We start from the raw sequence: 13323 nt of genomic DNA, 5'->3' as shown, positions 1-13323 counted from the left end.
CATACGGCACCCCTAAAGAAGGGAACATTAAAAATGGCAGTATATGCGGAAGAACTGAAAGGTGTTGCGCGTGCATTATATTTACGCCGTGCCACACCGAAAGAAATCGCTCAGGATTTAAACCTTCCCAATGCGCGGATTATTTACTACTGGGCAGAAAAGGGAAATTGGGCTGATTTACTCAGTCATGAATCAACAGAGGAAGCGATAGAACGCCGTTACCAATTATTGGTTGGCCGGGATAAAAAAACAGAGCTGGAATTAAAAGAGATTGATGTACTGATTGCTCACGCCGTGAAACTGCGTGCGCAGACAAATAAGCATAAAGAGAAAATGGCCGCCGCCAAATCGGGCAATCAGGGAGGATACGACAGCCAGGGCGGCAACGGTGACGGCGCAGAGCCGGTGAAGAAACGCAAATATAAGAAAAACGATATCTCTGGGCTTTCACAGGATGATTTTGACGCTTTCGCAGAGGAGCATTTATTCGGGTATCAGAAGCACCTGCGCGGGAATCTCTCGCAGCAGATCAGGAACATCCTGAAAAGCCGTCAGATCGGGGCGACCTGGTACTTTGCGATTGAGGCACTTGAAAACGCAGTCATGACCGGCGATCCGCAAATCTTCCTGTCAGCCTCAAAAGCACAGGCGGAAGTATTTCGCTCTTACATCGTGAACATTGCGGAACAGTATTTCGGCGTGACGCTGACCGGCAACCCGATCAGATTGAGCAACGGCGCAGAGCTGCGCTTTCTGTCTACGAACAAAAACACCGCACAGTCCTACAGCGGCCATTTGTACTGCGACGAATATTTTTGGGTGCCTAACTTCGCCAAGCTGAATGAAGTGGCCAGCGCAATGGCCACGCACGACCATTGGCGAACCACCTATTTTTCAACGCCCAGCGCCAAGACGCACCAGGCTTATCCCTTCTGGACGGGGGAGGAATGGAAGCGCGGCGACAAAAAGCGCGAAAAGATCACTTTTCCGACGTTCGATGATATGCGCGACGGCGGCCGCCTCTGCCCGGATGGTCAGTGGCGATACATCATCACGATGGAAGATGCGATCAAGGGCGGGTTCAACCTGGCCAGCATCGAGAAGCTGCGCAATCGCTACAATCTGGACACGTTCAACATGCTGTACATGTGCCTGTTTGTGGACAGCAAAGACAGCGTTTTCAAATTCAGCGACCTGGAAGCCTGCGGCGTAGACGTTACCGACTGGCAGGATCATGACGTGAACGCCGCACGGCCGTTTGGCAACCGTGAAGTATGGGGAGGCTTTGACCCGGCGCGCTCCGGCGACACGTCCACGTTCGCCATCGTTGCCCCGCCGCTTTATGCGGTGGAAAAATTCAGGGTACTGCGCGTCTTCCACTGGAAAGGGATGAATTTCGCCTATCAGGCTGCGCAGATCAAAAAGCTTTTTGGTCAGTACAACATGACTTATATCGGCGTTGATGTAACCGGGATCGGACGCGGGGTGTTTGAGCTGATTGAACATTTCGCCCTGCGGGAAGCCGTGGCCATCCATTACGGCATGGAAACCAAAACGAGGCTGGTCTTAAAGATGATCGACGTAATAGGGGCAAAACGCCTGGAGTGGAACAAAGACAACCGGGAAATTCCCGCGTCATTCCTTTCCATCCGACACACCAGCACGGCCAGCGGTAACGCCATGACGTTCAAAGCGGATCGCACGGTGGAAACCGGCCACGCCGATGCCTTTTGGGCTATCGCGCACGCCGTTATCAATGAACCGATCAACTTTGAACATAAACGTAAATCTAAATGGAATTTAGGGAAAAAAGCAGCATGAGCAAACTTAAAAACGCCCGACCAGCAAAAAAGGAACAATCTACCCGAAAAGGGAGAATGAGCATCATCAGCATGGGGCGGCCGGAACCTATCCTGACCACAGGCACAGATTATCGGGATATCTGGTACGACAATGATTTCGATCACTACACCCTGCCGATTGACCGCCTGGCACTGGTTCAGCTGACTAATCTCAACAGCCAGCACGGCGGCGTGATTTATGCCCGCCATAATATGGTGGCGGCGGATTACGTGGGCGGCGGTTTGACGCATGAGCAGCTGCGCGGCGGCATCTTCGATTATTTATCCTGCGGTGACCTGGCCATTTTGAAAGTGCGTTCGGGCTGGGGTGACGTGGTGGACTTAGTGCCGCTGCCGTCGCTGTATTTGCGGGTTCGTAAAACGGGGGAATTTGTCGTTCTGCAGGACGGCGAACCGCTGGTTTACAGCCCGGATGATGTGATTTTTCTCAAACAGTACGATCCGCAGCAGCAGATTTACGGCCTGCCGGATTACATCAGCGGCATCCACTCGGCATTGCTGAACAGTGAGGCAACGATTTTCCGCCGCCGGTATTACCACAACGGTGCGCACACCGGCGGCATCATTTACACCAATGACGCGAATATGACGGATGAAGTGGAGGAGGAAATCGCGCAACGGCTGGAAAGCAGCAAGGGGATCGGGAATTTTTCCACCATCTTTGTGAATATCCCCCAGGGGGGGGAAAAGGCAATCCAGTTTATACCTGTGGGCGATATCGGCGCGAACGACGAATTCGGCAACGTGAAGAACATCAGCGCACAGGACGTACTGAACGCCCACCGGTTCCCGGCTGGCCTTGCGGGCATCATTCCGCAAAACGCGGGAGGATTACCCGACCCGGAAAAATCACGCACCACGTACCGAAAGGATGAAATCATTCCGTTGCAACGCATGATCATGAATGCGGTAAATGCTGATCCGGAAATTCCTCTACATTTGCGGCTTAACTTCGCCTTTGACACAACATCAGAGGATGAAAAATGAGCCATAAAAGGCTAAAATCGCGGGGTTATCAATTCCCCGGAGCCAATAAAATGCGCGTAATGAAAGTGGTCTGCCGTGAATGCGGGGCTAATGCGATAATTAAAAAAACGGCGCGCAAACATCGTGATATATCTGATATTTATTGCGCCTGTTCAGATTATGAGTGCGGCCATACATTTGTGATGAATATGACATTTGGCCACACAATAAGCCCCAGCGCGAAAAGCCAGGACAGCTTACTGCGTGGCCTTGTGGATTCGCTGAAATCCGACGACAGGCAAATGTTGCTTTCCCTACTGCAACAAGCCTGAATCACTGCCCCCTTCCTGGGGGCTTTTCTTTTCTGCTTTCAGCAAGCTTTCCAGTAGTTCGGCATTCAACTCCGCCAACCAATCCAACGCTATAATTCTTTCTTCATCATCACATTTTCCGATCGACACCAAACGAGATACTAACACCATCCGTTGCACCGCTACTTTCTCAAAAAAAACATCCCGCATCGCCAAATCCTCCCTACAAATTAACTGTATGAATATACAGTATCGCAAAATGTTACAGATTAAAAGCAACCTTAACGTGCATTTGCGAGTTTTCGCCTTGCATTAAATCCCCATTGCCTCAAAGGCGCGGTTAACTGCATCCTCATGATCGGATTGGAATTCATGGCCATCAGCGCACCCCCGACACTCACCGGGTGAATCAAAAGACTCATTTTCAGGCGTGATCACCACGCTGCACTCCTTGCAATAATGTTTTCTCGGCCTGACCAGTACCCGATTGCCCTCTAGTTTCATCTCGGTTTCATTATCCAGATGAATAATGTTCCCTCTGGCCAGCGCTTTGGCCATCTGATCCGCGTCCTGAGACTGAATACCAATGCCCTTTTTCAACTCGGTGATCGTACGTTGCGTACAGTTATTGACAGAACTCCAAGGGGCGGCGTTGCCGCCAGGAAAAGCAGCCTCCGCTGCGCTGTCGGCCAACTTCGGAACAATCGCCCACTTGACCAGGCGCGTTAATACCTCTGATTCCTGACCACATAAAGGCGAATAAACTCCCTGAATACGTTGAACGGCTTCCCCGTATTCGTTTCCGCATTCGGTGATTTCATACATCAGGCGCACAACCAGATCGCGACGGGATACCAACGCGCCGCCCTGCGCCTGGGTATAAGATGCCCAACACCCCACATCGGCCGCAGCCAGAACCGCGTCCATAGATTTGTTTTCCAGGGTAATGTCACGCATACGCCGCAGCTCACGCCAGACGGTCACCGGCGCACCGCCGATTTGCTGAAACTGACGGATCCGCCAGCGGCTTGCCCAGGCTGAAACAGCCTTGGACATATCTCTTAAGCTTTCGCCTGTTTCGTCGTCCACTTCACCATCCAGTGCGTAACCGTCGATATTTTTAGAAATGTATTTGGCGATATAGCCGGTTGCGCTGCCCTTCTCTTCATCAATAGGCTCAACGTGAAAACGCGCCTTGAGCGCGTATTCGGATTGCAGTTCTTCGGAGTCTTCAAGGCGGGAGTAGTAACAAAGAATATCCCGCACCTCGGCCACGTCTGACGGCCGCATAAACAGCAACATGTGCCAGTGCGGTGTCCCGTCGTGGTGTGGTTCAACCACGCGAAAACCAAAGACGTGGATCCCGGCGCGAGAAAAAGCGGCGCGGGCTTTTGCCCACACACCGCATAGGTATTTTTGTGTTTGCTGCGGGCTGGCCGCGTTCCACTGAGAAACGAACCCGCCTTTACTGTGCACGGCGTGATATTTAGACGGCGCGGTGATCGTGTAAAACTCTCCGGACATGCCCATTTCATTGGCCAAATCTTCAAACCCACGCATACGAACCATCAGTTCGCACCGGCGTTTTGCAGGGTTGGCATTGCTGCCGTCAACCAATTCGGCCAATGATTTACGTTCGCCGGTATCAAGATTTTGCATGTCACAGGCTTTGAAGAATTCGCGGTTACGTTTCTTTTGCTCTACCCATTCCCCTTGCGTGGAACGGCTAACGTAAGCCGATGCTGCCTTTTGAACCTGCCCCACAGCTATGGCCATATGTTCACGCAGCAGGTCACGGCTTCGTTTCAACTTACCGCGCCACCATTCCGGTGCCATCATCCGCAGCAAACCTGACTCAGCATTACGCGCTGTGAAATTGTTGCCCGCTTTGAAGGTATGCCAATAAGGCGGCGTAATACTGAACTGGTTCACCAGCTCGGCCAAGTGACGGTAAGCAGCTGTTGCACGCCATTCTAGTTCTTCGGGTGATTTGGAATCTTCCAGAAAGGCCGTGCGAATGAAATCATTGAAACATTCGGCCATAAAATCTGCGACACGGTGCGCCAAGTTGCGCACGTCGTCACGATCATAGCCTGGGAGTTTTTCCATGTCCTTTACAAACGGGATATGCACACCGCCAGCGCCCTGGAAATCCGCTGCATACTGTTGGCGAACTTTCCGCAGACGTGGCAATACATTTTTACCCAATGTTGTGCGTAAAAATGTATTGGCACGGCGGCGGCCATCATGGCCAGCCTCCATTAATTTGCTGTAACGATCGCCAAAGTAACGCGCTAAGAAATTTGGCATTTCTGCCAGATACTCAGCACGCCATGCGTGATCGTCTTTGTTGATATGCCATAACTGGCGTTCGGTCAGGCTAATCCCAGCAGGCGCACTAGGTGAAAACTGCGCCTTTTGAATCTCACGAGTTGCATGATGCTGGCCAAGATAATCATTCATCTGCGTGACGACCAGATAAAACAGGAATTAACGATAAGATCCACAGACCCTATAAAAATCGTAATTGGCCATAACAAAGAGGCCATGACGAGAATGTGAATTGGATCTGTTTTGTTTAGCTTACGGCGGTGATTAACAGTCAATGCTAAGGCGAATGTTATAACCATGCCGATCAGGTAAATATCTAACCAGGTGAATTGATTAATCACAGGCAATCACCTCATGCAGCTGCTTGGCGGGAAGCAATTTCGCAATGATTTCTTGAGCGGATTTAATACTGCCGGCCGCTGCGCCAATGCTGCGCGGTGCGGTGATTTTGGAGATCGAGAAATCCTTATAGAGATAGTGAACCATCTCGGCATCACTATTTGACAAGACAACAGGAACGCCCTCCCCGGCCAAACGGCGTGCAGCTCTGGCAAGGCGTCCGTGCTCTTCATGGCCGAATCCGGCAGAGTGATAAGCGGTAAAATTAGCTGTTTCAGTTAGGTACGGCGGATCGCAATAAACCACATCCCCCGTCTGCGCGGCTTTCAATGCTTCGCTGTAGTTCCCACAATGGAACGTGGCCAATTTGGCTTTTTCAGCGAATGCCATGATCTCGTTTCTTGGAAAGTACGGCTTTTTGTATTTGCCGAAAGGTACGTTGAATTCGCCCTTTTTGTTGTAACGGCATAACCCGTTATAACAGTGACGATTGAGGTAGAGAAAAAGCGGGGCGCGGTCTACATCTCCGACAGGTTTAGAGTTGAACGCAAAACGTAAACGGTAATATTCCGCCTCAGTGTTTCCCGTCTCAAATAGCGCCTCTGCCGTCTGGATGAACGCGGCCGGTTGCTTTGCAATCAGCTTGTACAAGTCGATCAAATCGCGATTTACATCAGCAATAAAATAAGCTGGGTAATCTGTATTCATCATCACTGCGCATGAACCGGCAAACGGTTCAACAAGACGCTGGCCAGCGGGCAAATGCTTTTTCAGGGTTTCGATGATGCGAACTTTTGAACCTGCCCATTTCAAAACGGTTTTCATAGGGTGTGCTCCCATGCATTCAGGGACTCAGAAAAACGCGCAAATGACAGCATCGCATACGGCTCAGCGCAGAGGTGGTGAACCGGGAGAACATGAGTAATGAGCACGCAGCGGCTGGAACCGGTCATTTCCCCGTCTTTGTATTCATGAAGCCAAAGGAAGTCACCCACCTTGAAATTACGGTCAAACTTCCTGAACTCTGCCCTTTTAGTCCCGTCCATCACGGCCGCAAAATACTCAGGCAAGATTTTTAAATCATGAGTTACCTGCATTTCCCTGCCTCCCCTTGGCGTGCAAATTGCTCAGACTCCTGACGTAGCAGTTCAACGATTTCAGCAGCGCTAAACCCTTCATTCGCGATATGCGCCGCAAGACGTTCCAGACGGCCGGAAAACTTCACTGCTGCGTACGCCATTGTTTCTGCGCGGGCATCCTTCAACATGCTGGCCATGCGATCAGAGTCCTGATAAGCCGGTGATGATTGGTCAAAACCTCGCAGCATTGGCGTGCGTTTCGGGCGGTCATTTCTGGTTAAATTCATGGGGTAACTCCAATTTTTGGCAGCAAGAAACCCCGGCCACCTGATGGAAGCCGTGGGCGTTCGTCGTGTTTTAGTTAGTGGAAACTGGCAGTTCTGCGTCCTGCGCCCGGCTCTTTATGGAGCGGTGCAGGTGGTGACATGTTTAGCGCACCGATGCGATGCACTTCTTTGGTTTGATTGAACCAAGTACGGATTATTTCGTGGATTTGGCCTTGGCCAAGCGAACCCGATAAGAAATACAGGGCACGGATGCTGGCCATAGTTTCGACCTGATCCGCCAATGATTCTGACTCACGGTAAGCGCGAACCCAAAACGCAGCATTGGCCGCAAACCATTGGTGTGGATTATCGAGGTGAACCGTGTCATTAAACATGAATGGCGTCAGCGCAACGCGGCCGTCAGTGACATGGCATTTCGCCAAAAAGAAACGGCTATAGTTGAACTTCACACCAAACGTGGCGAACGACTCCATTAAACCTTTTTCGTCTACGGTGATAATTTTCATACGTCCCTCAGTGCATTGAATTTTTGGTTTCACTATCGATTCTTTGAACAAGCTGATCTACTTGCTCTGCAAGCCGGTTTGCTCGATCACTCAGATTAAAAACAGCCTCGCTTTTAAATTCCTGTTGCGTGAAAAGTCTGGTTTGTTCATGCAACTTCCTTATCACTAAGACCCCTCTCCACAGAGCTGCTTTTTCTTCCTCTTTTAATTCCGCCCAAGAAAGCAAGACATGCGGATTCTTGAGATCGGAGATAAAACACCAAGAGCGTCTTTTACTTTCTGACAGGCTATCCCAGTAATCTTTCACCCTGTTATCACGGCCTGAAATCATCTTTCGGGCTTCAATAATCCATTTCGGTGTTTGCTGATCCATGCTTACCCCCTTAACCCCATCAGTCGGAACCACCAAGGGCGGCGCTTAATCTTCACCATTGGGTGACGACAACCACTTAGAAACGCCACTTTGCTTGCGGCCGGTTGCCAACGTTGACCGTTTGGCAGTTCTAGCCAACCGTGGCCATAGCTCGGAAGCTGGGCGGATGGCGATTGTTGCTTTAATAGTTGTGCGAAAACTTTCATCGAATAGCCTCAATTCAGGCCGGGCATGACGCCGCATGAACTCATTACGTCCATTGCGGATGCCAGCAGCGGCGTGGTGTGAAAACGCGACTCAACAGACACAACGAGCAAAGACAGATCGCGGATCGCCTGATTGGCTCGGTCTAAAATGGCGTTTCTACGGAGTTGCGTCATAGGTGCAGCGGATATGGCTTCACCGGCGATAACGCCGATTGCGGCCGTGGCACTCAGAGCGTGCATGGGTAAATTGTCGGGCTTCGCCTCATTCACCGGCACCGCAGGCAAGCATTTAAGCTGTGCCAGCAAACCATCTAACACTGTCGAATCGTCTGTGATATCAGTCAGCAAGATCAGCTCTTGCAGAGTTAAACGGTGTGGCTGGCCTGGATTCAGCTTGTTGCGTAATACCTGCGCTGAAACCCCCATAACCGTAGCAACCTCAGTAAGGTTGTGAGCCAAGGAGAAACGACGGCAGGCTGTATCCAGATGCGGATGTATGGAGGCTTGATAATCAAACATGGTTATCTTTTCCCAAATCACTAAGCTGAATTACGCTTGGAGCGCAATATTGCATTCGCTTAAAGCGCGAACAGTAAGCGCTGCCATGTTTACCTCTACTAAACCGCGAGCTTTATCAGTCTTAGGTTTAATTGGTAAACGGCCATCTCGAACCATGTCGCGAGCGGTTCCCATAGACATACCGGTTACACGACAGTATTCGTCTAAGGGCATATAGGGGACGGGGATGGTAATTGTAATGTTTGGACGCATAAGGCAAACTCCTTGTTTCGACTGAGTACAGCAATACTCAGCATTATTCGACCTAACCTAGAAACTGAATCATATATTCGATTCAATCTACAAATCAAGCGGTGATTTGATTGAACCTACAAATTGATCTAGATAAAAATAGCCCTGACGTCTTAGATAGAGTGATTGAGGCTTATGGTTTCAATACAAAACTTGCTCTTGCCAACCACCTAGGAATGGCGAGCAGCAGCCTTGCCGCTCGCTACAAACGTGGCTTATTCCCTGCGGATATAGTTGTACGATGTATGGCTGAAACAGATGTAACTTTAGAGTGGTTAGTAAGTGGGAAGGGGAAAAAATATGATGACGGAAAATTAGACGTAATGAAGTTTTCTCGTAAAAAGCTAGTTGACGGAGAGCTGTTTGAATCTGGCTACCTTATGTTTGATAAGGTCATGTTTCTACCTGGTGTCCCTCTTCCCACATCACCTATTTGCGTTCTGGACGAGAAAACTCAGTACATTGTTGATCAGAAATTTGCCGATGTTTACGACGGCCAATGGATTGTAAATATTGAGGGCAAGGTAAGCGTGCGCACCCTAACTCGAATACCCATTCACAAGGTAAGAGTTAGCGGCGTGGGAATGGCGTTTGATTGTTCGATTGACGATATTGAAATTATCGGACGCGTGGTAATGACTTGTAGCAACGGTTGACTATGAGTATTAGAAAACTTACAGACGGCAAGTGGCAGTTGGATTTCTATCCAGAAGGTAAACCAAAGGGAAAGCCTAGCAAACGCATACGCAAAACATTCTCCACAAAGGGGGAAGCGCTGGCTTACCAAAACCACATCCTTGAAAATCTGGATAGTAAGCCTTGGATTGATGGCAAAGAAGATCGTCGAACTCTTCTAGACCTAGTTACTCTTTGGTATGACGAACACGGCATTACCTTAGATGATGGTGCAAGAAGACTGAGTGCAATGGAGTTTGCTTACCAGAGCATGGGCAGGCCTAATGCAAAAGAATTCGATGCAACGATGTTTTCAAATTACCGAAAGCGTCGCCTATCAGGTGAGTTTTCCCGAACATCCAGAATAGACAAAGTGACACCTAGGACAGTCAATTTAGAGCTGTCATATTTCCGTGCCGTTTTCAATGAATTGAAAAGATTAGGTCATTGGAAATCAGAAAATCCGCTGGAAACAATCCGTGCTTTCAAAACCGAAGAAAGCGAGATGGCCTACCTAACAAAAGACCAGATCGGCAAGTTACTTCAAGAATGCAAGAATAGCCGTACAGAATGCCTTTACGATGTTGTTCGCATTTGCTTGGCTACTGGAGCCAGATGGAAAGAAGCGGAAACCTTGCGCGGCGCTCAAGTCACAAAATACCGAATTACATACACAAAGACTAAAGGTAACCGCAACAGGGCTGTACCTATCAGCAAAGCACTTTATGACTCACTCCCGGAAACTGGCGGCGCCCTTTTTGCTTCGTGTTACTCAGCATTTAGAAAAGCCATAAAGCGGGCTGACATAGAATTACCTGACGGGCAGCTATCTCACGTCTTAAGGCATACATTCGCCAGCCATTTCATGATGAACGGTGGCAACATTGTTGTGCTCCAACGAATCCTTGGACATACGGATATTAAAATGACGATGCGCTATGCTCATTTCGCACCCGACCACCTTGAAGAGGCGATCCGTCTGAATCCATTGGAGCATTAGAATTGCCCCCTTTCTGTCCCCCCAGAACTCAAATCCTCAGTAATATTCAATCATACTCAACAGCCAACCGCTTGATATACAACGTAAGTTACTGTTTTACAAGGTAGGATCATGGTTCTCATAATCGCTTGGTCGCTGGTTCAAGTCCAGCAAGGGCCACCAAATTTTAGCTTTAAAATCATATAATTAAGCCACTTCTCGCGAAGTGGCTTTTTTGTTTCTATTTTCAGTGGCGATGAAATGGCGATGCATTTTCACGAGTGGCGATTCTCTTAACCGGTTCCTCCTTTCCTTTTTAGCGAAAATGCAAAAAAACCTCTTTGACGGTAAACACCTGAACCGTGGCGGCGCGGCTTGCTACATCGCCAAATACATCGCAAAAAATATCGACAGTTACGTGCTGGAAGGCAAGATGGCCGTCAATACGCAGAACGCAACCAGATAGCCCTAGGCCGCAAAAAAACTTAACCCGCTTCATCCAAGCATAATCTTAATCATCCCTCAGTAAAGGATACGATTTAAGGCAAGTTCTTCTGCCATAACTACTTATTGGTTTTCGAGGCATCTTCCTGTTTAACCTGTTCCATCCAGCCTTCCAGTGACCATAGACAGGTTGCGGATTCAACTCCAGGAACATCAAGCAATGCCAGACGTGTTTCATTATAAATACGCATCATTTCTTCCTGAGGCTGATTTAACGGTGAAACACAGGATAGAACGCTTCCTTGCTGATGCTTATATTTGTGCTTATCGAGTATGGCGAGAGTGTCCAATGCCTCTTTAGCATTTGGGGCAATAGCATAATAAAGTGCTTCGGAGAGCTGTTCTGCCTGTTGCTGATTGATCACCGGCGCTAAATCCGGTGCTAAAGATATCCACTCATTTTGACCGCTGGAAATATTATCAAGCGCGGTTTTCCAATCATCTGATGATATTTTTTCAGAGAATTCAGCTTCGCCATATTTTTGGATTTCACTGCGTAATTTTTGCGGAGTAGCAGCAGCAAAAGCCATCACAGGAAACAATAAAAGTGCAGCAAAAACCCTCATCTGACGACCTCAAGAGATTCAGAAGACCCTCGGATTTGGTGACGCACTGATGGTGGCAGGATAATACAGCCCTCAGATGCGAAACCTGATGGCCCGTGCGTTCTTTCACCATGAATTCGAAATAGGCTCCTGCCAAAAGAATCGCCAGATGTTTGGTGAAGTTCTATGGTCATTGGGCCTTTAGACGCTGTCGTGGATCCAATTCGGTAAGTCCCACGCGGTAGAGGTCCCATACCTCTAACATGTTGGCGGTCAGGATTGTTTTTGTTGGTTAAAACGCCGGAATAACCTTGTCCAACAAGCACACCATCGTGGAACATTTCACCGGTACTTTGTTTGTATGTCCAAACCATTTTCACATCTCCTTATGCAGTAGCGCGTTCGTTCCAGCGATCAGAATGTTGAATGTTCCCATCCAAATATTTCCACGTGATTTTTTCATATCGCAATTCAACGTATTCGATGTGGTTTCTTTTTTCGCCATACGCAGATTTAATATCGTGCATCATTGGAATAATCCCAATAATTTTTACGTTTTCTAAAAGGGTATTAAAATATTCCACTTCCTGCCCAGCATCATTGATACGGTAGTATTTTATTTCAGCAGATTTGAGCGTCTGCCCGGTGCATAAAGCTTTGTAGATATAGGGGGTCGATGAATCAATTTCCTTATCGAAAGTAAACGGTGCATGAATCCGGGTGCCAGTCGGCTTCCCAGTATTGTTGTCATTGGGGATTGAAACGTCATGCGTAAAACCTACTATCTCAATGCCCCCCTCACGTCCCCGGACATCAACAGAACCTTTAATGTCTGCTCCGCAGTCATCCTTTATCCATAAATATGCTGGTATCGCCATTGTTAACACCTCCTTATGTTTTGTATGGAAAACATACACCCAAAAAACCACTTTAACAATATGGACTTTACCGCAAGGCAGGGATTGTCTATTTTGCAGGCAAGGCATTCGGGTGGTAGAGTGTGGTAGAGAAACAATACTGACCCCGTTAGCATTGTTAAATTATGCCTATCAACCGGCGCTCGCTGGTCAGAAGCTGAGGAACTGAATAATAGCCAGGTCACAAAATACAGCGTGACTTATACAAAGACTAAAGGCCGAAAAAATAGAACCATCCCCATAAGTGAAGAGCTTTATGAATCATTGCCAGTAGTGAAAAAAGGAAGATTATTTAAGAGTTGCTATGGTGCATTTCGTTCCGCTCTGGAACGCACTGATATTGAGTTACCCGCAGGTCAACTAACGCATGTACTGCGCCATACATTCGCATCTCATTTCATGATGAATGGAGGTAACATCCTAGTTCTCCAACGTGTGTTAGGTCACACAGATATCAAAATGACTATGCGATATGCTCATTTTGCACCAGAATATCTTGAAGAGGCATTACGGCTAAACCCCTTAAAAATGGTCTGAAATGAATTGGAAAGGAAACCGGAAAGCCATAAGATAAACTAGTTAAGTTTGCATAATAACAAAATGTGTAAGTATGCTATAAAAAATATAATACCT

The 13323-nt window shown here is 48.3% G+C and carries 18 protein-coding genes and 2 pseudogenes; 7 read left to right on the top strand and 13 right to left on the bottom strand.

Annotated features, from left to right (window positions below):
* Positions 1 to 33: 33 nt before the first annotated feature.
* From I2123_RS04900 to I2123_RS04890, 3 genes are read left to right on the top strand one after another with little or no spacing between them, the layout of a single operon-like run.
* Entirely contained in the window at positions 34 to 1821 is a 1788-nt protein-coding gene (locus I2123_RS04900) for a terminase large subunit domain-containing protein (RefSeq protein WP_213051901.1), read from the top strand.
* Entirely contained in the window at positions 1818 to 2849 is a 1032-nt protein-coding gene (locus tag I2123_RS04895) for a phage portal protein (protein ID WP_213051900.1), read from the top strand. Before I2123_RS04900 ends, I2123_RS04895 begins: the two co-directional genes overlap by 4 nt.
* Entirely contained in the window at positions 2846 to 3160 is a 315-nt protein-coding gene (locus tag I2123_RS04890; protein ID WP_213051899.1) for an Ogr/Delta-like zinc finger protein, read from the top strand. Before I2123_RS04895 ends, I2123_RS04890 begins: the two co-directional genes overlap by 4 nt.
* On the opposite strand, the gene I2123_RS04885 is transcribed toward I2123_RS04890, so the two are convergent.
* The 10 genes from I2123_RS04885 to I2123_RS25420 form a co-directional block, all read right to left on the bottom strand.
* On the bottom strand, positions 3143 to 3349 hold the full coding sequence (locus I2123_RS04885; RefSeq protein ID WP_213051898.1) for a hypothetical protein: 207 nt from the start codon (positions 3347 to 3349) through the stop codon (positions 3143 to 3145). The genes I2123_RS04890 and I2123_RS04885 overlap by 18 nt on opposite strands.
* A gap of 102 nt (positions 3350 to 3451) precedes the next feature.
* Positions 3452 to 5602: a replication endonuclease gene (locus I2123_RS04880; protein ID WP_213051897.1), complete on the bottom strand. Its 2151-nt coding sequence runs from the start codon at positions 5600 to 5602 to the stop codon at positions 3452 to 3454.
* 201 nt (positions 5603 to 5803) lie between these two features.
* Positions 5804 to 6634 (bottom strand): Dam family site-specific DNA-(adenine-N6)-methyltransferase, encoded by an 831-nt coding sequence (locus I2123_RS04875; protein ID WP_213051896.1) that lies wholly within the window; start codon positions 6632 to 6634, stop codon positions 5804 to 5806.
* Positions 6631 to 6906, bottom strand: coding sequence for a DUF3850 domain-containing protein (locus I2123_RS04870; RefSeq protein ID WP_213051895.1), 276 nt, complete (start codon positions 6904 to 6906; stop codon positions 6631 to 6633). Before I2123_RS04870 ends, I2123_RS04875 begins: the two co-directional genes overlap by 4 nt.
* Positions 6897 to 7175 (bottom strand): DUF2732 family protein, encoded by a 279-nt coding sequence (locus I2123_RS04865; RefSeq protein WP_274611818.1) that lies wholly within the window; start codon positions 7173 to 7175, stop codon positions 6897 to 6899. The genes I2123_RS04870 and I2123_RS04865 overlap by 10 nt, the downstream gene beginning before the upstream one ends.
* Positions 7176 to 7249: 74 nt before the next feature.
* On the bottom strand, positions 7250 to 7681 hold the full coding sequence (locus I2123_RS04860; RefSeq protein WP_213051894.1) for a hypothetical protein: 432 nt from the start codon (positions 7679 to 7681) through the stop codon (positions 7250 to 7252).
* Between the two features lie 7 nt (positions 7682 to 7688).
* Positions 7689 to 8054, bottom strand: coding sequence for a hypothetical protein (locus tag I2123_RS04855; protein ID WP_213051893.1), 366 nt, complete (start codon positions 8052 to 8054; stop codon positions 7689 to 7691).
* A 2-nt stretch (positions 8055 to 8056) separates the two neighbouring features.
* Positions 8057 to 8260 (bottom strand): phage filamentation protein Fil family protein, encoded by a 204-nt coding sequence (locus I2123_RS04850; RefSeq protein ID WP_213051892.1) that lies wholly within the window; start codon positions 8258 to 8260, stop codon positions 8057 to 8059.
* A gap of 9 nt (positions 8261 to 8269) precedes the next feature.
* The gene (locus I2123_RS04845) at positions 8270 to 8779 is read right to left on the bottom strand and encodes a phage regulatory CII family protein (protein WP_213051891.1); all 510 of its coding nucleotides are present in this window, start codon (positions 8777 to 8779) and stop codon (positions 8270 to 8272) included.
* A gap of 30 nt (positions 8780 to 8809) precedes the next feature.
* Positions 8810 to 9031, bottom strand: a complete 222-nt coding sequence (locus I2123_RS25420; protein WP_244879878.1) for a regulator — start codon at positions 9029 to 9031, stop codon at positions 8810 to 8812.
* 110 nt (positions 9032 to 9141) lie between these two features.
* Between I2123_RS25420 and I2123_RS04840 the strand changes: the two genes are divergently transcribed.
* The 3 genes and pseudogenes from I2123_RS04840 to I2123_RS04830 all read left to right on the top strand — a co-directional run.
* Positions 9142 to 9726: a phage repressor protein CI gene (locus I2123_RS04840; RefSeq protein ID WP_213051890.1), complete on the top strand. Its 585-nt coding sequence runs from the start codon at positions 9142 to 9144 to the stop codon at positions 9724 to 9726.
* Positions 9727 to 9728: 2 nt separating this feature from the next.
* A complete protein-coding gene (locus I2123_RS04835; protein ID WP_213051889.1) occupies positions 9729 to 10745 on the top strand; it encodes a phage integrase in 1017 nt (338 codons plus the stop codon).
* A gap of 310 nt (positions 10746 to 11055) precedes the next feature.
* Positions 11056 to 11172 (top strand): annotated as a pseudogene (locus tag I2123_RS04830) (replication endonuclease); the annotation flags it as partial.
* 115 nt (positions 11173 to 11287) lie between these two features.
* On the opposite strand, the gene I2123_RS04825 reads toward I2123_RS04830, so the two are convergent.
* From I2123_RS04825 to I2123_RS04815, 3 genes are read right to left on the bottom strand one after another with little or no spacing between them, the layout of a single operon-like run.
* Positions 11288 to 11794: a hypothetical protein gene (locus I2123_RS04825; RefSeq protein WP_213051887.1), complete on the bottom strand. Its 507-nt coding sequence runs from the start codon at positions 11792 to 11794 to the stop codon at positions 11288 to 11290.
* Entirely contained in the window at positions 11791 to 12147 is a 357-nt protein-coding gene (locus I2123_RS04820) for a tlde1 domain-containing protein (protein WP_129991656.1), read from the bottom strand. Before I2123_RS04820 ends, I2123_RS04825 begins: the two co-directional genes overlap by 4 nt.
* Positions 12148 to 12159: 12 nt before the next feature.
* Positions 12160 to 12651, bottom strand: a complete 492-nt coding sequence (locus I2123_RS04815; protein ID WP_213051886.1) for an Hcp family type VI secretion system effector — start codon at positions 12649 to 12651, stop codon at positions 12160 to 12162.
* 156 nt (positions 12652 to 12807) lie between these two features.
* On the opposite strand from I2123_RS04815, the pseudogene I2123_RS04810 reads away from it, so the two are divergent.
* A pseudogene (locus tag I2123_RS04810) lies at positions 12808 to 13227 on the top strand (tyrosine-type recombinase/integrase); the annotation flags it as partial.
* Positions 13228 to 13323 lie beyond the last annotated feature (96 nt).

This window comes from Rahnella inusitata (assembly GCF_018288855.1).
GTDB classification, from domain to species: domain Bacteria; phylum Pseudomonadota; class Gammaproteobacteria; order Enterobacterales; family Enterobacteriaceae; genus Rahnella; species Rahnella inusitata.
This window is presented reverse-complemented; position numbering and strand designations above follow the sequence as displayed.